Raw genomic sequence first — 21,297 nt, forward strand, 5'->3', positions numbered from 1 at the left:
CATTCCCGCTCGGAAGAACCCCGGCTCGACGCCCCCTACCGCGCATCCGAATCGGGGCGCCCGACTCAAGCCGTGACGGCTACCTGCCGATAACTTAGTTACCCGCTACCGCTTACCAACGCATCGACTGGATGCGCTGCCAAGGCGCGGGGCCGCTCATCGCATTGGATTAGCGTAAAGAGCTCTCTAAAAGACGAAAGCGCAGGCCGGCGTGTGCGTCTTAACAATCGGCTAGAGGCTTCTACTGCAATGAAAATAAAGCACAAGCTGCTGCTGAGCTTTCTGGTCGCGACGCTTGTTCCCGTCCTTGTCGTGGCGCTGTTCACCATCCGCAACGTAACCGAGGAGGCCAAGATCCAGTTCGAGGAAAGCAGCAGCCTGGACGTCAAACTGGTGAACAACACCTTCGTGACCCTATTCGATTCGGTTGGCCACACCGTGTCGGCCATGGCCGACTACCCCGCCGTCCGTGACACCGAGGGTGGCGAGCTGACCACTTACTTCGGGCCGGCCCGTAAGCCCGGAGCGACCGCCACAGCTAACGGTGGCCGCGAAAAAGCTATCTTCGACTACTTCTCCGGTATCGGTAACAACAACCCGACCTTTGGCTACGTCTATATGAGCGATACCAAAGGCGGCTACGTGGAGTGGCCGGGCACTGGAGATTACGGCGATTGGGATCCGCGGCAGCGCCCCTGGTACGGCCTGGGTAAAGATGCCAACTTCCAGCTGGCACGCCGCGACGGCTACTACTGGGTACCGGACGACGCGGTTTATGTGTCGGTGCTCAAAGGCTTCAAGGATCAGTCCGGCAACTTCGCCGGGGTGGTCGCGGCGGATGTATCGCTCAAGGCCCTGACCGACATGGTCCAGAAAACCCGCTTCGGCGAAACCGGTTTCTTCATGCTGGTGGAGAGCAGTGGAACCTTGCTGGTCGACGGCCACCAGCCGGCCAACAATTTCAAGAAGCTCAGCGAGCTGCCGGGCGATTACGTCACAGAAATCGCCAAAACAGAGAACGGCGTGATCGAGGTGAGCATCGATGGCGTCGACTACCTGGCCAATGTGTTCACTTCGCCGACCCTGGGCTGGAAGTTCATCGGCTTCATGCAGACCGATGAAATCCTGGCCGGCGCACACAGGCTGGCCTGGCTGACGCTGATTGCCTGCGCCGTACTGGTCGTGCTGTTCGGTGTCGCCGGGGTCGTATTCGCCAATCGCATCGTCACCCCCATCAATCTCGTCAAGGAGGGACTGCGCACCATCGCCCAGGGCGAGGGTGACCTGACCCATCGGCTCCCGGTGCTGGCCCGCGACGAAACCGGCGAATTAGCCAAGTGGTTCAACCAGTTCATCGAATCCACACAGTCGATGATCACTGTCATCAAGGAAAACGCCATCAGCATGCACGGTGTTTCCACCCAGACCAACGATCGCACCACCGCCATGTCGGACAGCTTGCACCGGCAGTCGAGCGCGGTGGAGCAGATTGTCACCGCCGTGACCGAAATGTCTTCGGCCGCCAACGAGGTCGCTCATACCTGTGTGAGAACGGCTGAAATTTCCGAGCAAGGTCTGAGCGCGACGCACAACGGCAAACAAGTCATTGCCCGAAGTACCGCAGGCGTTAACGATCTGGGCGCGAGTATTCAGGCCTCGAGCAAGGTGATCCGCGATCTCGAACGCGAGACCGTGAGCATCAACAATATCCTGTCGACTATCCAGCAAATTGCCGAACAGACGAACCTTCTGGCGCTCAATGCTGCGATAGAAGCGGCGCGGGCGGGCGAACAGGGACGCGGGTTCGCAGTGGTGGCCGATGAGGTCCGCAACCTGGCCAAGCGCACCCAGGACTCCACTGGCGAGATCAACACCATCATCACCCTGCTGGTCAGCCGCATCACCGAAGTGACGGTGAGCATGGATCGCAGTCTGTCGGAATCGACCAAGGCCATCGAGCGGTCCGGTGAGGTCATGGGTGCTTTCGAGAACATCGAGAGTGCGGTGCAGATGATTCGCGACATGACCACGCAGATCGCCACCGCCACCGAAGAACAGCACCTGGTGACGGAAGAGATCAACCGAAACGTAGTCGCCATCAACGACGCGGTCGGACAGGTGACCGATCAGGCGACGGAAGTAGAGCGCTACTCACATGAGCAGCGCGAACTCAGCAGTGCACTCAAACAATTGGTGGGACGTTTCCGTACCGAGTAGCGGTTCAGGCGGCGCCTTGAGGGCGCCGCCGCGAGCCTTACGCTGAGAGCTTCTGGCTGAAATTATCGGCTGGCTTGCCAATATCGAGCCGATCCGCGTTCATCACCTTGTCCCAGGCTTTGACGAAGTCGTGGACGAACTTCTCGTTGCCGTCGGCCATGCCATACACCTCGGCCTGAGCACGCAGCTCCGATTGCGCACCGAAGATCAGGTCCACGCGGGTGGCGGTCCAGGTGGGCTGGCGGGTTTTACGGTCGAGGCCCTGGAAGCGGTTCTTGTGCTCGGTGGCGACCCACTCGTTCTGCATGCTCAGCAGGTTGACGAAGAAGTCGTTGGACAGCGTGCCCACTCGGTTGGTGAAGACACCTTCAGGACCACTGTCCGCGTTGGTGCCCAACACGCGCATGCCACCGACCAGCACGGTCATTTCCGGCGCACTGAGGCGAAGCAGGTGCGCCTTGTCGACCAGCGCTTCCTCGGGTGCCATGAAGTGCGACTCGTGATAGTAGTTGCGGAAGCCATCGGCCACCGGGCGAAGCGCTTCGAAGGACTGTGCATCGGTCCACTCTTCCGAGGCATCCATGCGACCCGGTGTGAACGGCACGGTGACGTTCACACCACCCTCCTGTGCCGCTTTCTCGATCGCGGCGCAGCCGGCCAGCACGATCAGGTCGGCCATCGAAACCTTCTTGCCGCCGGTGGCCGAGCCGTTGAACTCGGTCTGGATATCGGTGAGCTTGTCCAGCACGCGGGCCAGCAAGGCCGGGTTGTTGATCTCCCAATCCTTCTGCGGCGCAAAGCGGATTCGAGCGCCGTTGGCGCCACCACGCTTGTCCGAGCCGCGATAAGTCGATGCGGACGACCAGGCCACTGACACAAGCTCTGGCACGGTAAAGCCCATGTTCAACGTCTTCTGCTTCAACGAAGCGATGTCGGCTTCATCGATCAGCGGGTGGTCGCACTCTGGGATCGGGTCCTGCCAGATCAGTGTTTCCTGCGGCACCAGCGGGCCGAGGTAGCGTCCGATGGGCCCCATGTCGCGGTGGGTCAGTTTGAACCAGGCCTTGGCGAACGCGTCGGCGAACTCGTCCGGGTTTTCCAGAAAGTGCCGTGAGATCGGTTCGTAGATCGGATCGAAGCGTAGTGCCAGGTCGGAGGTGAGCATGGTCGGCTTGCGCTTCTTGTTCGGGTCGAACGGGTCGGGAATGATTTCCCCCACGTCCTTGGCTTGCCACTGGTGCGCGCCGGCCGGACTCTTGGTCAGCTCCCATTCGAAGTTGAACAGGTTTTCGAAGAAGTAGTTGGACCACTGGGTCGGCGTCTGGCTCCAGATGACTTCCAGGCCGGAGGTGATGGCGTCCGCGCCCGCCCCGGTCTGGAACCGGCTGCGCCAGCCCAAACCTTGGTCTTCGATCACCGCGCCTTCCGGGTCCGGCCCCAGCAGCGAGGGATCGCCCGCACCGTGGGTTTTGCCGAAGGTGTGACCACCGGCGATCAGCGCGACGGTTTCGTAATCGTTCATCGCCATGCGGGCGAAGGTTTCACGAATGTCGATGGCGGAGGCTCTCGGGTCCGGGTTGCCGTTCGGGCCTTCCGGATTCACATAGATCAAGCCCATTTGTACGGCGCCTAGGCCCGGGTGCAGCTGGCGCTCGCCACTGTAGCGCTCGTCGCCCAACCATGTGCCCTCGGGGCCCCAGAAGAGCTCTTCAGGCTCCCAGGTGTCGGCACGGCCGCCGGCGAAGCCGAAGGTTTTGAAGCCCATGGATTCCAGCGCTACGTTGCCGGTAAGCACATAGAGGTCGGCCCACGAGAGGTTGCGCCCGTATTTTTGCTTGATTGGCCACAGCAGGCGGCGGGCCTTGTCCAGCGAAGCGTTGTCCGGCCAACTATTGAGCGGGGCGAAGCGCTGCTGACCGCCGCCCGCGCCGCCACGGCCATCGGTAATACGGTAGGTGCCGGCGCTGTGCCAGGCAAGCCGGATGAACAGGCCACCGTAATGACCAAAGTCCGCCGGCCACCAGTCCTGAGAATCGGTCATCAGAGCGTGCAGATCGGCGATCACCGCGTCGAGATCGAGGGAATTGAACGCGGCGGCGTAGTCGAAATCGCCCCCGTATGGATTGGAGCGCGGCGAATGCTGGTTGAGCGATGTGAGGCTCAGTGCCTCAGGCCACCAGTCTCGATTAGTTGGGCGTTTGCGGGGCGCACCTGCGCCATGCCCGAACGGGCATCCACCACCAGTGTTTTCTCCAGACTCAGCGTTCATGTTTTGCTCCTTATGGCTGTCGTTGACGCACTCACGCGTCGCTGAATAGAAACTTAGCAAACGTGCCAAGCCCGACCGAGCCATATGGATAGCAGCTTGTTACCGCTAAAATCCTTAAACGGTTCTGAAAATAACGCGATCATGCCGCGTACAGCAGCACATGAATTTGAAAATGGCCTGAGCATCATATTTGCCTATGCGTACGATAGGCGATGCTTGTTACGAGCAACGCAGCCCCTGCCATAGCTCGCTAGGCACCAATCGCCCGGTACAATGCCGCGTTTGCCTCACCGTCCCGGAGCCATTGTCAATGTTCACCCTCGCCCACTTGAACACCCCGCCGCCGGAATCGATCAAGAGCCAGGTGCTGCAGATGGTGGTGGACTATCTCGGCGATATCAGCCCTGTGTCCCTTACCCCCAACAACCCGCTGTATCAGCTGTATCAATACGTCGTGGGTTACGAAGTGCACCGCTACCTGGACAGCATGAATGGAGCGCAAGCAGGCAAGCCCGAACTGATCATGGCGCTGGATGCCAATGACCCGGCAAGCCTGCTCGGCTTCGCGCTGTATTTACCCTATGTGAATGATCCCGAAGCCTGTGCCCTGGTCTACCTGGCGGTGCACGCCGAACATCGACGACAGGGCGTCGGCCGAGCCATGGTCGACGCGATGGTGGCGCGCTATCCCCATGCGGAAGTAGCCTGCGTGGCCAGCAAGGTGCCGTACTTTCAAGCGCTGGGCTTTCAGCCCTTGGCCGCTCGCGGCCCGCAAGTGGTGATGAACACCCGGAGCCAAGCGTCCAGCGGCATGGTGGCGGTGCAAGACCTGGAGCCGATTTTCCAGTCACAGGAAGTTCGCCAGATTCACACTTACCTGGTGCAGCAACACGGCACCAAAGCCATGAGCGACGCGGAAAAAAGCCGCGATCAGTTACTTGATGAGCTGGCGCAACAGGCCATTCATCTGACTCAGACGTCCTCGACGGCCAATCGCTTGCATTGACCGGGTGATGAAGCACATACGCCGAACCGCCCATCCGACCCTTCCGCGTAAAGCGTGACCCACACCACCAAACCGCTCACCAAGCCTTGCCTGGCTGGACCTTGGCGCTAATGTGCGCATGCTGGCAAATTAATATCACCAGCTATCTGCCTACACTCAGGAACGAGTATCTATGTTTAAGCACTTTATGATGAGCGCCGCGGCGCTGAGCTTCGCCGTGTTGTCCGGTTGCGCGTCGGTACCAATGGAATCTCCAGAAAAGGATCAGGCGTTCAAGTCCTTCTCTGCCCCTCCGCAAGACCAGGCTGGCCTGTACATCTTCCGTGACTCAATGCTCGGAGCCGCACTTAAGAAGTCGGTGAAGATAGACGGCGAAGTTATCGGCGAGACCGCCGCGAACACCTACTTCTACCGTCTCATCACGCCGGGCCCACACACTCTGGCCACCGAGTCGGAGTTCAGCGATAACCTCCTGGAGCTGAACGCCCAGGGCGGCAAGAACCACTACGTACGTCAGTCCATCAAAATGGGTCTGTTCGTTGGCGGTGCCAAGCTGACCGAAGTCTCGGAAGCCGAGGGCCAGAAAGCCGTGGCAGAGACCAAACTCGCACGCTAGTGCAAGTGACGTTCGAACGGAAAGGCCCAGCAGATTGCCGCTGATCCCGGCACGCTAGCGGCCCGGACTAAATCCGTCGCCACAGCACAGAAGCCCCGCAATTGCGGGGCTTCGTTCATTGTTCGGTCGCAAAACGTCCGGATGGCTCGTAGTCTCACATGAAACAAGCCCTGACGCGCCGGCGGTTCCGGCCTCAACATTCAAGCTGTCAAAGCTTCACACAGACAAATATCGCGTTCCCCGAAGTCCCATTCCAAGGGACAATCTTCTCGTAATCGTGCTCAAGCACATGAACTTCGAAGGTCGGCTGCAATAGTTCGATCAGCTCCCCGAAGCTCACCGCCACCATGCGGTGTTCGTCATGCCATACCTGGCTTTCATCGGCGACCGTCTTTTCAATGCGGAGCTTCAACAGCTGCTGCTCGCCTGCGCCGGGGTAGTGCCAACCGGAGCTGAAGCTGAACAGGCCGTCGGCATGCTGGGCGCTATGCGAAACGAACGAGCGGTTGTCGATGCTGTGCTTGTCCACTGCGTTGAAGCAGAACAGCCCGCCCGCCTCCAAGCCGCAGTGCACGCTCGCGATACAGGCTTTCAGCCGTTCGACGCCGGCGCTGTAGTGGATGGAGTACAGAAAGCAGGTGATCAGATCGACCGACCCATCCAGAGCGAAACCACACATGTCCTGCACGGAGAAGCATGCTTCCGGGCAGCGCAGCGCCGCGCGGTCGAGCATCGGCTGGTTGATATCGAGCCCGCCGCTCGTGTATCCGGCATCGATGAAATGCCGCACATGCGGCCCGGTACCGCAGGCGAGATCCATATGCCGCCTGCCGCCGTTGCCGAACAGTTGCTGCAGCCGCTGGATACAGTGGCTCTGCGCGCGGTAATCGATATCGGCGCACATGAGATCGTAGTAGCCCGACAGGTCGGTATACAGAGCATTGCCGGGCATGATGGCCTGCTGGTCGAGCGGAGCATTGAGGGGCGCGCATCATAATCTCAACCCAACCACGGTGGAATGGCCACGTGGCTAAGGCGTCATCCACGAGGAAGCGGCAGATCATCTGCGCCATACAGGCGCCCCGAAGCTCCGCCGTCCTCGTCGCGCCAATCAATTACTCGTCCGGAATATCCGCCTCGACCAGCTTTGCCAGTAGCGTCAGCGATTCCTGCCAACCGAGGTAGCACGCCTCGGCTGGAATGACGTCGGGAACGCCTGCCTGGGTGATGTTCAGCTCGGTACCACAGGAAACCGGTGTGAACGTCACGGTCACTTCCATGGCGCCCGGCAGGCCCGGATCGTCGAACCTGTCTTCGTATCGGATCCGCTGGTTTTCCAGCAGCTCAAGATACTGGCCACCGAAGCTGTGGGTCGCCCCTGTGGAGAAGTTGGTGAAGGACATCCGATAACTGCCGCCAACACGGGCATCGAGCTCATGCACCTTGCCGGTGAAGCCATTCGGTGGCATCCATTTGGCCTTGGCGTCAGGGTCGAGAAACGCGCGGTAGAGTCGATCAGGTGAAGTTCGCAAGACGCGATGAAGGCGGATGGTGCTGGGCATGGCTGTCTCCTTTGATTGCGGGTTTGCCTTGATGGCCTTGATAGTCGAACGAAGGAGAAGGATTTCGACGCCAGGCTTAAAATTTCAGCGCACTCGCACTCGCCGCGACCCAGCGTGAAGCCACGAACGATATGCCCGCATCGGCCTGAGCCGTCCGACAATGCCGTCCAACGCCGAGCCGGTAGGTGCACGATTGGCCGTGATGGCGGCGTATTTTTCATCAGCACGCGCCACGACCGCGCCAAAGGACTTTAAGAAAGACATTCAGAAGGACCGCTAGGACAACGTTGATGATCCTCGCAGGATTCCGCCGCCCGGCGGCGTACCGGTAGCGGTGAAGCTGGCCGAGGGTGTCTCTGAACGGTCTGCGCATGAAAGATGGTGCCCGTTACGCCCGGCCCCCGCTCAGCACCTGCGGCAGCCACAGCGCGATTTGCGGCCAGCCGGTAATCAGGGCGGCGGCAAGGCACATCAGCAGGAAGAACGGCAACGCCGCCATGGCCACGCGGCCTATCGGCTCGCCCGACAGCGACTGGATGACGAACAGATTGAAGCCAACCGGCGGCGTTATCTGCCCGAGTTCCACCATGATCACGAGGAACACGCCGAACCAGATCGGATCGTAGCCGGCGGCGACGATCACCGGCAGGGTGATCGGCAAGCTCATGACGGTCAGCGAGATACCGTCGAGAAACATCCCCAGCAACACATAGAACAGCGCGATGGCCAGTAGGAGCAGGACCGGCGACAGCTGCTGAGCGGCAATCCAGGCCGCCAGCTCGCGGGGAAGATGCAGATAGGCCATGGCCGCCGATAGCATCGCGGCGGCCACCAGCAGACTGCAGACCATGGCGGAGGTCAGCAACGTGCCCTTGAGCGCATCGAGGATCAATCCGACGCTCAATTGCCGCTCGGCCAGCAACAGCAACAACGAGGCCGTGACGCCGATGGCGGCCGATTCCGACGGGGTCGCGATGCCGCTATAGATGGCCCCGATGACCAGACCGATCAGCAGCAGGATTGGCATCAGCAACCCCAGCGCGGCGAGCAGACTGGTGTCGCCGCGAGGCTCACGAGGCGCGACCTTGGCGTTCGCGACGGTCCGCACGATGATGAACGCAGAGAACAGCGCCGCCATCATCAGACCGGGTAGCAGGCCGGCCATGAACAGCTTGATGATGGAAACCTCAGCCTGCACTCCGTAGACGATCATGATGATCGACGGCGGAATCAGCAGCCCGAGACTCCCTGCGCCGGCCAGCGAACCGAGCGACAGGTCGCGGTTGTAGCCGCGGTTCGCCAGTTCGCGTGTGGTGATCTTGCCCACCGTGGCGGTGGTCGCCGCGCTGGAGCCGCAGACCGAGGCGAACAGCGTCGAGCCGAACACGTTGGTGTGCAACAGCCCACCGGGTAGGTAACGCGTCAAAGGCGCCAGGCCCCGGAACAAACGCTCCGAAATATCCGACCGAAAGATCAGCTCGCCCATGAGGATGAACAAGGGGATCGCTGCAAGCTCCCAACTGTTGCTCGCGCGAAACAGGATTTTCGACATCATCAGGCCGATGCGTTCGAACCCGAAGCCGCCGAAGCCCCACAGGGAAAGAATCGCCGCCAGGGCCAGCGCGGCGAATACCCAGACGCCGAGCGCCAAGGTAGTGAGCAGGATGGCGACGACGCCAAGCGCGACTACGATCATCTCCATGCTTGCTCCTTAGGCGCGATAGTCGCCGCGCTGTTGCAGTATCACCAGTGCGCGCACCAACAGAGTCAGGCAGAGCATGCAGAGGCCGACCAGCACGGCCGACTCGGGGATCCACAGCGGCGTCTGCGCCATGGTGTCGCTGATCAGGTTGCGCTGATAGCTACGCTGCACGCCCTTGAACCAGATGGTCGCCACCAGGCCGAATGCCGCCAGTGCGCCCAGCGTGGCAGCCAGCTCCAGCGGCCAGCGCCACCGCGGCGCCAGGCGCTCGAGCAGGATCGAGACGCGGATCAGTCCGCCCTGCTCCAGTGCGTACGGCAGGCTGAGGAAGATCATCGCGGCCACGGCGTAGCCGATGAACTCATCGAGTACGTAGGTGGACTGGCTGAACAGGCGCAGCGCCACCTCGGCGAGGATGTGACCCAGCATATAGACGATGATCAGCATGCTGACGCCGGCGCCGAGGCGGTTGAGCCCGCCCGACAGACGCGCCATGGTTTGGATCACTGTTTGGCCTTCCATGCATCGAAGGCGGACATCACCTGCTGGCCTCGTTCGCCGGTATCCTCCAGCCATTCGGCAATCGCCGGCTTGGAGGCATTGCCGAGGAATTCGCGGAAGTCGTCCGGGATCGGATCATGAATTGCTACCTTGTGCTCGGCGAGCGTCTCGTAATTGCCCGCAACACGGCCACGCACCGCCTCCCAGTTGCGCGCCTCGGTGCGTTTGGCCGCCTCCAGAATCGCCGCCTGGGCCTTCTCGGATAGCTCGTCGAAGGCGTCTTTGTTCATGTGCACCATGTTCAGCGGAACGGCGTATTGCACACCACTGAAATCGCTCTGCTGCTCCCAGAAGCTGGCAGCCGCGCCGAGATCAGCCGAGGTCAACACCGCTTCGATGCCCCCGGTGGCCAGTTGCGGAACGACGTCGCCCCAAGCCAGGCTGATGGACGCAGCGCCGGCTTCCTTGAAGACCTGCGTGCCGGTGCGGTCGAAGGTACGAATCTTCAGATTCTTCAGGCTGTCGGCGGACACGATGGGCTTCTTGGCCCAGATTCCGGTAGGCGGCCAGGGCGAGGAATAGAGCAGGATCTGGCCGTTCTCGGCGAAGACCTTTTCGTATTCGGGACGCGCGATGTCGTACAGCGCCTTGGCCTCGCTCACGTCACTGACGATGAAGGGCAGGGACGACAAGAGCAGGATCGGGTCCACCCCACCGAAGAATGCCGCCAGGGTATCGGCGATCTGAACCGCATTGTCCGCCACGGCATAGAAGTGATCGGGCGATTTGTAGCCCAGGCTGCCGCCCATGTGCAGGGTGATGTCCACCTCGTCGCCAGCCAGTTCCTCGACCTGCTGGACGAAGAAGGTGTCCCCTTCGACATGAATGGAGCCGGCGTTGTATTCGCTGGAGAAATCCAGCTTCGGCGCCGCCGTCGCGGTGTTCAGGCCAAGCCCCAGGCAGACCGCCAGAGCCATTGTCTTCCATGTACAAGCACGCGTCGCAGTCGTATTCACGTTTCTGTTCCTCGGTGGCTGGCAATGTCGCTTCGCGATCCGGGCGTTGCGTAGCCTGCGGCCAAAGTCCGCCCGCCTCGACGGAGCCGGATGCGAAAAGCGCTTCGGTTGAGCTTACGGGCTATCTGATGGCGCTATTAGCCGGAAAAACGACGGCCAAGTGCCAGTGAGCGTCGCGTTTCGCGGTCAAGACAAGATGCCGAAGCGGCGAATCGGGACATCAGCTCAGTTTTTTTGATCAGTCTCGGCCGAAGTAGGCCATCTGCGTGCGGGCAAGCTGAGTCCCTGATCACGGCAAGCAACCGGCCGCGGACAGAGCTGTCCCGTATACTCGCGCGTTTTCCGCGTGAGTCTTCCCTTGTGAGCAACAAACGATATGCCTGCATCGGCCTGAGCAATCCGAAATCGCCGTCCAACGTGGGGGCAATCATGCGTGCGGCAGGCTGCTATGGCGCCGCCTCGGTGTTCTACACTGGCACCCGCTACGACCGCGCCAAGGATTTCATCACCGACACCAAGAAGGTCCATCAGGATATTCCACTGATCAACATCGACGACCTGCGCAAGATCCTGCCGCTCGGTTGCGTGCCCGTCGCCGTGGAGCTGGTCGAGGGTGCTCGCGCCCTTCCCGAGTACACGCATCCGGATCGTGCGCTGTACATCTTCGGCGCGGAGGATGGCTCGCTGAGCAAGGAAATCCGCGACTGGTGCGAAGACGTGGTCTACATCCCCACCAACGGCTGCATGAATCTCGCGGCGACAGTGAACGTGGTGCTCTACGACCGCCTGGCCAAAGGCAACAACACCCGTTCCGGCCCGCAATTTGGCGCCGCGGCGAAAGGCACCTGATTCGCCGCCGCCACGCCTCGGCCACCCTGGCCGCCGACGTCAGCGATCGACTGACGGGCCACGATTAGCGCACGATATCCATGAACGGCGTGACGATCAGGCTGTAGAGCCAGGATCGACGAATGGTTGATCTCAAGAACGCCCCATGAGCCGGCCGCCTCAAGGAAAAGGTCGCGAATCGTCGATTCAGCCTAGTCGTTGGTGAATGCCAATCCATATCAGCGCTTGGCCAAGCCGAACAGCGCGCCTGATTCGGTTGGCGGTGTGATGACGCGCGGATGACGACGACGCCTGGCCCCGCCTTTTCTCCGGCGCATGACATCCAAGCCCTTGCAACGAGCCGGGACAAACCAGACGAAGCCGTACCGGTACGGGCCCTGCGCGGTCGCAGGCAACCGATCATGAGGCAGGCGCCGAGCGTCTATCGTTATGGGCGAAGAACCTGAACCAACCCTGCCGACCAAGCCGGTCAACCCGGCCTGACAACCTTAACGCCAGACGGCACGAGGCGATCAATATGACTCCGGAGATCAACATACGCCGGCTCACCGCGAACGATGTCTTGCACATGCGGAACATGCTCGCCATGTTCGGGCAGGCTTTCGAAGACATTCCCACCTATACCAAGGATCAGCCCTCGACGCCGTATCTCGCCGAGCTTCTGTCTGGCAACAGCTTCGTCGCGCTCGCTGCGTTCGAGGACGATCGCGTCATTGGCGGGCTGGCTGCCTACGTGCTGCCGAAATTCGAGCAGCCGAGGCGCGAAATCTACGTCTACGACCTGGCAGTCGCACAATCGCACAGACGCCTCGGCGTCGCCACGGCACTGATACGAACGCTACAACGCGTGGCCAAGGAGCTGGGCGCCTATGTCATCTTCATCCAGGCCGACTACGGCGACGAACCGGCAGTGGCGCTTTACACCAAGTTGGGCACTCGCGAAGAGGTTCTGCACTTCGATATCAACACCGAATCCCAGGATAACCCCGCCTGACGCGCTCATTCCTTGTGGGCACATCAGTGCGCGACCCGGTACGTTTTAGCTCCCACAGCCCCGCTTGCCGGTCTGCCACCAGTGCAATGGAGCCGGCAGGCAGACCGAATCACGCCGGTGAAGGCGTCGCCTGCGTCAGCGGCTGCCACGCCGCCAGTGCGCTACGAGCGATGCTTTCGAGCGCCTCGCGATCCGCACCGTCGCGCGCCTGGATCGACATGCCCTGTTGCACGGTGATGTAGTAGCGGGCCACGGCTTCGAGATCCACGGTGGGTGAGAGTTCTCCACGCTCGATGCCCTGGGCCAGATGTTCGGCGAGCAGGCGGGTGTTATGCGCGCGCCTGGCGGCTAGCTCGGCGCGGACGTTCGCACTGGCTTCCGTCGCGTGCAGTGCGGAAAGGATCACCAGGCAGCCACGCGGCTTGTCGCTGCGGCTGAACTCGCGCGCGGTGGTCATGAGCAATGCCTCGACCGTGCCATAGGCGGTCGACGCAGCCAGCGCCGACGCCCAGATCGGTGCGCCGTCCGTGGCGCTGTAAAGCGCTACTGCCTCGCGGAACAAGCCTTCCTTCGAGCCGAAGGCGGCGTACAGGCTCGGTGAGCCGATGCCCATCGTCGAGGTGAGTTCCGCCATCGAGGCGCCTTCGTAACCTTTTTCCCAGAACAGCTCCATCGCCTTCGCAAGCGCCTGTGTCCGGTCGAAACCCCTGGGTCTGCCGCGCTCTGCCATCGCTCTCACCAATTATGTATTGATCGACACAGAAAATGATTGACAGCCTTTCCGAGGCCACCGCATTCTGTATCGGTCATTATATATTGAGGAACAGCTCATGTATCCACTCGAAGGAAAACGCGCTTTCATCACCGGTGCAAGCCGGGGCATTGGCGCAGCCATCGCACGTCGTCTGGCAGCAGACGGTGCTGACGTCGCCATCGGTTATGAACGTTCTGCAGGCCCAGCACAGGCGCTCGCCGACGAGATCGTCGCCCAGGGCCGACACGCCGTGGCGGTCCAGATGCAGGCCTCCTCGCCGGATTCGATCCGCGAAGCGGTGGACCAGGCGGCTGAGCAGTTGGGCGGATTGGACATTCTGGTCAACAACGCGGGCATCATTCGCGGCGGCCCGATCGAGACGATGAGCCTGCAGGACATAGACGACACGCTGTCCATCAACGTGCGTGCGGTAATCCTTGCGTCGCAGGCGCGCTGACACACATGCCGGAAGGCGGCCGGATCATTTCCACCGGCAGCAACCTGGCCGAGCGCGTACCCGAAGACGGCCTGAGCCTCTATTCGGCAAGCAAGGCGGCGCTCGTCAGCTGGACCAAAGGGCTGGCACGTGATCTCGGCCCGCGAGGCATTACGGTGAACGTGGTGCATCCCGGTTCGACCGATACCGACATGAACCCGGCCGAAGGCCCCCGTGCCGAAGCCCAACGCAACCGCATGGCGATCAAGCGCTATGGCCAAGCTGCAGACGTAGCGGCCCTGGTCGCGTTTGTCGCCCGCGACGAAGCCCGCTCGATTAACGGCACCGGACTGACCATCGATGGCGGCGCCAATGCCTGAGCCGGGGCAAACCGGGCGCGATGCGGTCTTGCGGCACGCACTCTGGCTACTTGCACCGGCCATCACACTGGTGGTCGCCAGTGAGTTCGTGGTGGTGGGGCTGCTGCCGCTGGTGGCAGGCGAACTGGGCGTCTCGCTCGCCGAAGCGGGACGCCTGACCGGCCTGTTCGCGGTGTCCGCAGCGGTGGCCGGCCCGGGGCTGACCTTGCTGGCGAGCCGCTGGCCGCCTCGCCACGTCATGGCGGCGACGTTGCTGCTGTTCGCGCTGGGCAATGCGGTGATGGCCTGGGCATCGGATTTCAGCCTGTTGCTGATGGCGCGTATCGCACAAGGCGCGGTGCTCCCTGCGTTCATCAGCGTTGGTGCGGCAGTGGTGACAGCGCTGGCGCCACCAGAGCGCAGAGGCAGGGCGCTGGCCAACGCCAACCTCGGTTTCGTGCTGGGCGTGCTGTTGGCATTACCGGCGGGTGCAGCACTCGCCCAATGGGGCAGCTGGCGTTTGCCGTTCATGCTGCTGACGGTCGGGTCGTTGGTAGCGGCGGTGGTGATAGGGCGAAGCTTTCCCGTGGGGCGTCCCGCCGACGCTCCTTGTGTAGCCGAACAGCTCGCTCTATTGCGTCGGCCGACGTTCCTCGGCCATCTGCTGGTGACCATTCTGTTGTTCGCCTCGATGTTCGCCGCCTACACCTTCGTTGGCGCCTGGCTGGATGCGTCGTTGGCCCTTTCCGGAAGCCAGCTCGCCATCGCCCTGCTGCTCTTCAGCGCGGTGGGCGTGCTCGGCAATGGTCTAGCCGCTCGTGTGGCCGATAGCGCGCCGGTCGCAGCAACGGTAACGGCCGTGCTAGCGCTGGTCGCCGCCATCAATCTGGCCCAGGCATTTGTCGGCGTACTACCGGCGATGGTCGTGCTGCTTGGCGTCTGGAGCGTCGCACACACGGCCGGCGTCACACTGAGCCAGGTGCGGGTGACGATGGCTGGCGATCACGCACCGGCGTTCGCCATGACCCTGAATATTTCGTGCGCCAACCTGGGCATCGCCGCTGGTGCGTTCGCCGGTGGCTGGGGCATCGATCGATGGGGCCTGGACGCTATCGGCTGGGTACCGATCACCTTTGCGGCGCTGGTCGTGGTGCTGAGCGCCCTGCTCGTCCTCCCGCCCTCACGTCGTCCCCGCCCCCTTGGGCAACGCCGCGAATCCGCCGGATAAGCGCGCGGTAGAGCAGGCCCTGGGTGGCGCTTAGGTACAGTGCGCCTGTCGATCACCTCTCCGGGCGACGGGCGCGCTTGGTCCGCCCGCGCTTAAGCGTTCCCGGCACCGCCGCTTTCAGCAATCGCTGGAACGTAGGGCATTCGGCATGGCTGGGTGCCGGACAGACGGCGGCGTGGCGCAGACCTTTGCTCATGGCACGAAGACGCCTGATGGTCGCGTCCAGTTCATCGGCCTTGGCCACCAGCATGGACCGGTCGATGTTGGGTGTGCCGTTGGGCGCGAACATCGCGCGAATTTCCTCGAGCGTGAAACCGGCCGACTGGCCGAGCGCGATCAACGCCAGTTGATCGAGGACCTGCGGCGCGAAACGACGCCGTTCGCCGGGGCGGCCGAGCGAGGTAATCAACCCCTTTTCTTCGTAGAAACGCAGCGCTGACGCCGGTACGCCAGAACGTCTGGCCACGTCTGAAATATCCATGAGCGAGCCTCTTGACCTCAAGTTCACTTGAACTTGTAGAGTCGCGCCGAAACACCATTCAGTCAATCAGCGGGAGGCTCCCATGACATCACTGACGCACTTATTCATTCTGGCCTGTGGCCTGGGTATCGGCGCAACCGCGGTCATGGATCTGTGGTTGATGCTCCTCAACCGCCTGGGGGTGGCGACCCTCAACTTCGCCTTCATCGGACGCTGGGGCGGCCATCTGCTGCACGGCCAGTGGAGGCACGCGGCAATTGCCAAGTCGTCGCCGATCAGAGGCGAGCTGGCCTTCGGCTGGCTGTTGCATTACGCCACTGGCATCGCCTTCGCCGCGCTGCTGCTCGCCCTGCAAGGCAACGCCTGGGCCTTCGAACCGACCCCGCTGCCCGCGCTGGCTCTGGGACTCGCCACCGTCATGGTGCCCTTGTTCGTCATTCAGCCTGCCATGGGGTCGGGCTTCGCTGCGCGCCGGACACCCACGCCCCTGAAGAACTGCCTGCGCAGCCTGGCCAACCACGGCGTGTTCGGACTCGGTCTGTACCTGACCGCCGTCGCGCTCGCCGCCTGGCTGAAATGAACACGCCACTTTCTTACCCACGACCCCCCGTTGGAGAGCACGCCATGACACAGATCGCAATCATCTACCACAGCGCCAAGGGCCGCACCGCGCACATCGCCCGAATGATCGCCGAAGGGATCGGCCAGGTGTCCGGCACCGAAGCGCAGCTGCTCGAGGCCGGGGCGCTTGCCTCAGCGCCCGACACCATGCTGCCGTTCGACGGTTATATCCTCGGCTCGCCGACCTATCTGGGTGGCGTGTCGGCGCCGGTCAAGGCGTTCATGGACGCCACCGGGCCGCTGTGGCGCACGCAGCGATTGCGCGGCAAGCTGGCCGCCGGCTTCACCGTGTCGTCGCTACCGGCCGGCGACAAACAGTCCACGTTGCTGTCGATGTTCACCTTCTGCATGCAGCACGGGATGCTCTGGGTGGGCAACCCGATCCTGCCGGAGCAGCACCAGGGCGTGCCTTATGAGGAGGCTGCCAATCGTCTGGGTTCCTGGTCCGGGCTGATGGCTCAGGCGGACAAACGGTCGGCTGCCGATGCCTTCGCGCCGGGCGATATCAGGACGGCGCGGATGTTCGGCCAGCACTTCGCCGAAACGCTGCTGCGCCTGCACGGCCAAGTGCCAGTCGCACCGACGCTGGAGGCCTGCTGATGATCGCCCGTCGATACGCCCCGCTGCTGTTCGCACTGCTGCTTTCCGGGTTCATGTCGCTGATGGTATCCGGCATCTCGACGCTGCGCGCGACAGGCCCGGTACCCGGCTTCCTGGGTCTGTGGGTCAGTGCCTGGCTGGCGGCCTGGCTGTTCGCCTTTCCTGCGGTGCTGCTGGTCACGCCGTTGGCCCGTCGCGCGGTCGGGCGGCTGGTCAAGGCCGAGTGATTGGCAGGTCCGTCCCGACGTGGCGAGCTGTCCCGCCACATCGTCGCCGGATCTGCCGGCTCGCGGCCAGCGTTATCGCGATGGTATGGACTGGAAATGACGCGTGGAAAAGGCTTCGCCGTTTTCCACCCTACGCCCCCAATCAAATGCCGCAGCTCTGCTAGGCTCAGTCGTTCGCACTTCACTGAGAACCAGCAGTGACACCTGGAGGGCAACCATGACCGGCGCCGAGCTCACCGATTGCTACCGCGGCTATATTGCCTGCCTGAATAGCCAGAACTGGCCGGAACTGGGCCGTTTCGTCGACAACGAGGTGCAGTACAACGGTCAACGAGTCGGTCTGGACGGTTATCGCAGGATGCTAGAGGAAGACTTCCTGGCGATCCCGGATCTGCATTTCAACGTGGATCTGCTGGTAGCCGAGCCGCCTCGCGTGGCGTGCAGGCTGCTGTTCGACTGCACGCCAGCAGGCACGCTGTTCGGTTTTCCGGTCAATGGAAAGAGGGTCGCCTTCAGCGAGAACGTGTTCTACGAATTCCAGAATGGGAAGATTCGGCACGTTTGGTCAGTGATCGATAAAGCGGCGGTTGGCGCCCAGGTCTAGCACCCAAGGCGCGCGATCACGGTTACAGGTCGTTTGCATGCCAACGCGATGAAACGCCGCTGGGCAATCCACGCAGCCCGTTAGCCCGACTTTCGTTTGCGCTCGCCTCAGGAAATGTCGATCTGATAGCGAAAGCCATCGGCCGTCGCGCGGGACATGCGGTATTCCAGTGGGGATCGATCGTAGCCCAGAGCCGTTCGCTCGATAACAACTACCGGCGCGCCCTCGTCGATCGACAGGGTCTTCGCCATGGCGCTGTCGGCTGCGCCGACGGTGAGCGTTTCCTTGGCCGAGGCGATGCACTGGCCGCACTGCTGCTCGTAGAACGGATAGAGCAGTTCGCCAAAATCCTCGGAGTCGATCTCCAGTAGCGCCCCGAAACGTGTGGCGGGCAGCCAGATCTCTTCATGGAACAGGGTCCGGCCTTCGATCATGCGCAGCCGTTCCATGTGCACAACCTTCTCGCCGTGCTCCAGTTTCAGTGCCATTGCTACCTTCGGCGACGGCTTTTGCAGCGTCTTGGACAGGATTCGGCTGGTGGGAATTTCGCGCCCACCGCTGGCGTTCACCTGCCGGAAGAAGCGCGCCAGCGACGCATCGAAGTTGGGTCGGCGGACGAAGGTACCGCGACCCTGGCTACGCAGCAGCAAACCTTCATTGACCAGCGTATCCACGGCCTTGCGCACCGTGCCGATGGCCACGCCGTAAAACTTGGTCAGTTCCGCTTCGGTCGGAATGGGCGCACCGGGCGTCCATTCGCCGGCCGCAATCTTGGCCAGCATTTCTTCCCGCAAACGCTGATAGAGCGGCAAGCGTTGGTCGTATCCAAGTGTCGGGGCATTCATCTTTTATCGGTCCTGTTCCGCAGCGCAATCACTCTACCACTGACCCGTCGATTGACAGATATCCACTGCTGCATATATGGTCATCCATTCATATATATGACTAGATGTCAGCGTAATGATATGACCACACCTGTCGGCTTGCGTTTCGCGGCCTGACGTTAGCGGACGAAAGGACGTTCGTCACAACAATCGACCAGGGTTATTTCGCTTATGACCGGCCTTCAACCGCCCGCGCTCACCGGCGTGGACACCCACGCTCATATTTTCCGCCAGGATCTGTCGATGGCTCCGGACCGTCGTTACAGCCCCCATTACGATGCGCAGGTGGAGCAGTTCCTCAAGCATCTCGATCGCAACGGTTTATCGCATGGCGTGCTGATCCAGCCGAGCTTTCTGGGGACGGACAACCGGTTCATGCTCGATGCGCTCCGCCGTTACCCACAGCGGCTGCGTGCCGTGGCGGTGGTCGAGGTGGATATCAGCGAGACGCAGCTGGACGAGCTGGCGGCAGCCGGCGTGGTGGGTATCCGCCTGAACCTCATCGGCAAGACGTTGGCCGACTACTGCGGGCCCGCCTGGAGCGCCCTGTTCGAGCGCCTGGCCCGACGCGGCTGGCAGGTCGAGATCCAACGCGGCATCGATGACGTGGCGTTGATCATCCCGGCCATCGTGGCTTGCGGCGTCGACGTGGTGATCGATCACTTCGGCCTGCCCACCGGCGGCATCGACAGCGAGAAGCCCAGCCACAAGGCCTTTCTCGCGTTGCTCGGCGACCCGCGCGTATGGCTCAAGTTGTCGGCGCCTTATCGCAGCCAGTCGGACCTGGCTCGGGCACGGCAGATTCTGGCGCAGGTTCGCGAGGCCAGCGGTGGCCTTTCGCGCTTCCTCTGGGGCAGCGACTGGCCCAACACCCAGTTCGAAGACCAGACCGACTACGACCGACAGGTCGCATTCATCACAGCGCTGCTACCGGACGCGGACGAACGCGCCCAAGTGCTAACGAAAAACGCGGCGAAGCTGTTCGGCTTCGACGTTTCTCGCTAAACGATCCATAACAACAATAGGACTTCCTCTCATGATGAGCCTGCTCGTCGTCGCGGCAATCGTGGTTGCCGTCGCCCTTGGCTACAAGACCAAGATCAATATCGGTCTGTTCGCGATCGCCTTTGCCTACCTGATCGGCTGTTTCGGGATGGGACTCAGCCCCTCTGAAGTGATCAGCATGTGGCCGCTGAAGATCTTCTTCATCATCTTCGCGGTGTGCCTGTTCTACAGTTTCGCCACCGTCAACGGCACGTTGGAAAAGCTCGCCGAGCACCTGATCTACCGCTGCCGGACGATGCCACAGCTGCTGCCGTTCGCCGTCTTCTTCACCGCCACGGTGATCTCGGCGATGGGCGCTGGCTACTACACGGTGCTGGCCTTCATGGCGCCGATCACCCTGCTGCTCTGCGAGCGGACCGGCATGAGCCTGATAGCCGGCGGCATGGCAGTGAACTATGGCGCCCTGAGCGGGGCGAATTTCGTTTCCAGCCAGAGCGGTATCATCTTCCGTGGCCTTGGTCAACGCCGGCATCCCGGAAAACGACGCCTTCATCAACGCGGCAGCGATTTTCACCAGCACCCTGGTGATCCCGCTACTGGTGATCTCCGTGCTGGTATTCCTGACCGGGCATGGCAAGGCCATGAAGACCTCGGCCTACGTGGCGGCGGAACCGACGCCGCTGAACCGCGAACAGAAGATCACGCTATGGCTGACCCTGACGATGATGGCCATCGTGCTGGTGGCGCCCATCATGCGGATCGCTTTTCCGGATAACGCCACGGTCGGCTTCATCAACTCGAAAATGGACATCGGCCTGATCGCCAGCCTGTTTTCCGTGATCGCCCTGCTGCTCAAGCTGGGCGACGAGCGCAAGGCCATGGCCTCGGTGCCCTGGGCGACGCTGATCATGATCTGCGGCGTGGGTATGCTCATCTCGGTCGCGATCAAGGCCGGCACCATCGACCTGCTCGCCTCGTGGATGGGCAGCAGCATCCCGCCGATCATGGTGCCGATCGTCTTTGGCATCGTCGCGGCGTTCATGTCGCTGTTCTCCAGCACCCTGGGCGTGGTCACGCCGGCGCTGTTTCCGATGGTGCCGCCGATTGCCGCAGCGCTCGGGATCGACCCGATGATCCTGTTCGTTGCCATCGTGGTCGGCGCGCAAGCCACCTCGATCTCGCCGTTCTCCTCCGGTGGCAGCCTGATCCTCGGCTCCTGCCCGACGGAGCAAAGCCGCTCATCGCTGTTCCCGCAGTTGCTGTTCCGCGCTGCGCCCCTGGGCTTCGTCGCGGCACTGATCTTCAACGCGCTGCTGACCTTCGTCTACTGAAACCACGCAGCCCGGCGCATAGGCACCGGGCTGCG

Annotated in this window: 19 protein-coding genes and 4 pseudogenes; 14 read left to right on the plus strand and 9 right to left on the minus strand. The window is 62.1% G+C overall.

From position 1 onward, the window contains the following. Window positions 1-249: 249 nt before the first annotated feature. Both ACL0K2_RS06100 and ACL0K2_RS06105 read left to right on the plus strand, forming a co-directional pair. Window positions 250-1,089: pseudogene (locus ACL0K2_RS06100) on the plus strand (cache domain-containing protein); the annotation flags it as partial. Between the two features lie 159 nt (window positions 1,090-1,248). Beyond that, window positions 1,249-2,095: pseudogene (locus ACL0K2_RS06105) on the plus strand (methyl-accepting chemotaxis protein); the annotation flags it as partial. 159 nt (window positions 2,096-2,254) lie between these two features. Here ACL0K2_RS06105 and katG read toward each other — a convergent pair. After that, window positions 2,255-4,486: a catalase/peroxidase HPI gene (gene katG, locus ACL0K2_RS06110; RefSeq protein WP_413044027.1), complete on the minus strand. Its 2,232-nt coding sequence runs from the start codon at window positions 4,484-4,486 to the stop codon at window positions 2,255-2,257. Window positions 4,487-4,796: 310 nt separating this feature from the next. Here katG and ACL0K2_RS06115 point away from each other — a divergent pair, with 310 nt between their 5' ends. Together ACL0K2_RS06115 and ACL0K2_RS06120 are read left to right on the plus strand one after the other, a co-directional pair. Continuing rightward, window positions 4,797-5,492 carry a GNAT family N-acetyltransferase gene (locus ACL0K2_RS06115; protein WP_413044028.1) on the plus strand — a complete coding sequence of 232 codons (696 nt, stop codon included), beginning with the start codon at window positions 4,797-4,799 and terminating at the stop codon, window positions 5,490-5,492. 172 nt (window positions 5,493-5,664) lie between these two features. Next, window positions 5,665-6,108, plus strand: a complete 444-nt coding sequence (locus tag ACL0K2_RS06120; protein WP_045162989.1) for a DUF2846 domain-containing protein — start codon at window positions 5,665-5,667, stop codon at window positions 6,106-6,108. 208 nt (window positions 6,109-6,316) lie between these two features. On the opposite strand, the gene ACL0K2_RS06125 is transcribed toward ACL0K2_RS06120, so the two are convergent. The 5 genes from ACL0K2_RS06125 to ACL0K2_RS06145 form a co-directional block, all read right to left on the minus strand. Further along, window positions 6,317-7,060, minus strand: coding sequence for a class I SAM-dependent DNA methyltransferase (locus tag ACL0K2_RS06125; RefSeq protein WP_045162990.1), 744 nt, complete (start codon window positions 7,058-7,060; stop codon window positions 6,317-6,319). A gap of 163 nt (window positions 7,061-7,223) precedes the next feature. Continuing rightward, window positions 7,224-7,670: an SRPBCC family protein gene (locus ACL0K2_RS06130; protein ID WP_045162991.1), complete on the minus strand. Its 447-nt coding sequence runs from the start codon at window positions 7,668-7,670 to the stop codon at window positions 7,224-7,226. A 388-nt stretch (window positions 7,671-8,058) separates the two neighbouring features. Next, window positions 8,059-9,372, minus strand: coding sequence for a TRAP transporter large permease (locus ACL0K2_RS06135; RefSeq protein WP_413044029.1), 1,314 nt, complete (start codon window positions 9,370-9,372; stop codon window positions 8,059-8,061). Between the two features lie 9 nt (window positions 9,373-9,381). Continuing rightward, complete coding sequence (locus ACL0K2_RS06140; RefSeq protein WP_413044030.1) at window positions 9,382-9,879, minus strand: TRAP transporter small permease; 498 nt, start codon at window positions 9,877-9,879, stop codon at window positions 9,382-9,384. Then, window positions 9,876-10,889 (minus strand): TRAP transporter substrate-binding protein, encoded by a 1,014-nt coding sequence (locus ACL0K2_RS06145; RefSeq protein WP_413044031.1) that lies wholly within the window; start codon window positions 10,887-10,889, stop codon window positions 9,876-9,878. Before ACL0K2_RS06145 ends, ACL0K2_RS06140 begins: the two co-directional genes overlap by 4 nt. Before the next feature lie 360 nt (window positions 10,890-11,249). Here ACL0K2_RS06145 and ACL0K2_RS06150 point away from each other — a divergent pair, with 360 nt between their 5' ends. Beyond that, the gene (locus tag ACL0K2_RS06150) at window positions 11,250-11,738 is read left to right on the plus strand and encodes an RNA methyltransferase (RefSeq protein WP_045162993.1); all 489 of its coding nucleotides are present in this window, start codon (window positions 11,250-11,252) and stop codon (window positions 11,736-11,738) included. A gap of 517 nt (window positions 11,739-12,255) precedes the next feature. Continuing rightward, complete coding sequence (locus tag ACL0K2_RS06155; protein ID WP_052679334.1) at window positions 12,256-12,732, plus strand: AAC(3)-I family aminoglycoside N-acetyltransferase; 477 nt, start codon at window positions 12,256-12,258, stop codon at window positions 12,730-12,732. 109 nt (window positions 12,733-12,841) lie between these two features. Here the strand turns inward: ACL0K2_RS06155 and ACL0K2_RS06160 are convergent, their stop codons facing one another. Further along, window positions 12,842-13,462, minus strand: a complete 621-nt coding sequence (locus ACL0K2_RS06160; protein ID WP_045162995.1) for a TetR/AcrR family transcriptional regulator — start codon at window positions 13,460-13,462, stop codon at window positions 12,842-12,844. Window positions 13,463-13,562: 100 nt separating this feature from the next. Here ACL0K2_RS06160 and ACL0K2_RS06165 point away from each other — a divergent pair. Both ACL0K2_RS06165 and ACL0K2_RS06170 read left to right on the plus strand, forming a co-directional pair. After that, window positions 13,563-14,302 (plus strand): annotated as a pseudogene (locus ACL0K2_RS06165) (SDR family NAD(P)-dependent oxidoreductase). Beyond that, complete coding sequence (locus tag ACL0K2_RS06170) at window positions 14,295-15,509, plus strand: MFS transporter (protein WP_413044032.1); 1,215 nt, start codon at window positions 14,295-14,297, stop codon at window positions 15,507-15,509. Before ACL0K2_RS06165 ends, ACL0K2_RS06170 begins: the two are co-directional and overlap by 8 nt. Window positions 15,510-15,561: 52 nt before the next feature. Here ACL0K2_RS06170 and ACL0K2_RS06175 read toward each other — a convergent pair whose 3' ends face one another. Beyond that, window positions 15,562-15,990: a helix-turn-helix domain-containing protein gene (locus tag ACL0K2_RS06175; protein WP_413044033.1), complete on the minus strand. Its 429-nt coding sequence runs from the start codon at window positions 15,988-15,990 to the stop codon at window positions 15,562-15,564. An 82-nt stretch (window positions 15,991-16,072) separates the two neighbouring features. On the opposite strand from ACL0K2_RS06175, the gene ACL0K2_RS06180 reads away from it, so the two are divergent. From ACL0K2_RS06180 to ACL0K2_RS06195, 4 genes are all read left to right on the plus strand, one after another. After that, window positions 16,073-16,570: a DUF2938 domain-containing protein gene (locus ACL0K2_RS06180; protein ID WP_413044034.1), complete on the plus strand. Its 498-nt coding sequence runs from the start codon at window positions 16,073-16,075 to the stop codon at window positions 16,568-16,570. 44 nt (window positions 16,571-16,614) lie between these two features. Continuing rightward, the gene (locus tag ACL0K2_RS06185; protein WP_413044035.1) at window positions 16,615-17,211 is read left to right on the plus strand and encodes a flavodoxin family protein; all 597 of its coding nucleotides are present in this window, start codon (window positions 16,615-16,617) and stop codon (window positions 17,209-17,211) included. Then, window positions 17,211-17,438 carry a DUF2798 domain-containing protein gene (locus ACL0K2_RS06190; protein WP_413044036.1) on the plus strand — a complete coding sequence of 76 codons (228 nt, stop codon included), beginning with the start codon at window positions 17,211-17,213 and terminating at the stop codon, window positions 17,436-17,438. The genes ACL0K2_RS06185 and ACL0K2_RS06190 overlap by 1 nt, the downstream gene beginning before the upstream one ends. Before the next feature lie 217 nt (window positions 17,439-17,655). After that, the gene (locus ACL0K2_RS06195) at window positions 17,656-18,042 is read left to right on the plus strand and encodes an ester cyclase (RefSeq protein WP_413044037.1); all 387 of its coding nucleotides are present in this window, start codon (window positions 17,656-17,658) and stop codon (window positions 18,040-18,042) included. Window positions 18,043-18,149: 107 nt separating this feature from the next. Here the strand turns inward: ACL0K2_RS06195 and ACL0K2_RS06200 are convergent, their stop codons facing one another. Further along, window positions 18,150-18,887 carry a GntR family transcriptional regulator gene (locus tag ACL0K2_RS06200; protein ID WP_045163003.1) on the minus strand — a complete coding sequence of 246 codons (738 nt, stop codon included), beginning with the start codon at window positions 18,885-18,887 and terminating at the stop codon, window positions 18,150-18,152. Window positions 18,888-19,097: 210 nt separating this feature from the next. On the opposite strand from ACL0K2_RS06200, the gene ACL0K2_RS06205 reads away from it, so the two are divergent. Together ACL0K2_RS06205 and ACL0K2_RS06210 are read left to right on the plus strand one after the other, a co-directional pair. After that, complete coding sequence (locus tag ACL0K2_RS06205; protein ID WP_045163004.1) at window positions 19,098-19,931, plus strand: amidohydrolase family protein; 834 nt, start codon at window positions 19,098-19,100, stop codon at window positions 19,929-19,931. A 31-nt stretch (window positions 19,932-19,962) separates the two neighbouring features. Continuing rightward, window positions 19,963-21,262, plus strand: a pseudogene (locus tag ACL0K2_RS06210) (SLC13 family permease). Window positions 21,263-21,297 lie beyond the last annotated feature (35 nt).

The sequence above is a fragment of the Pseudomonas sp. YJ42 genome (assembly GCF_047225135.1).
GTDB lineage: Bacteria > Pseudomonadota > Gammaproteobacteria > Pseudomonadales > Pseudomonadaceae > Stutzerimonas > Stutzerimonas stutzeri_E.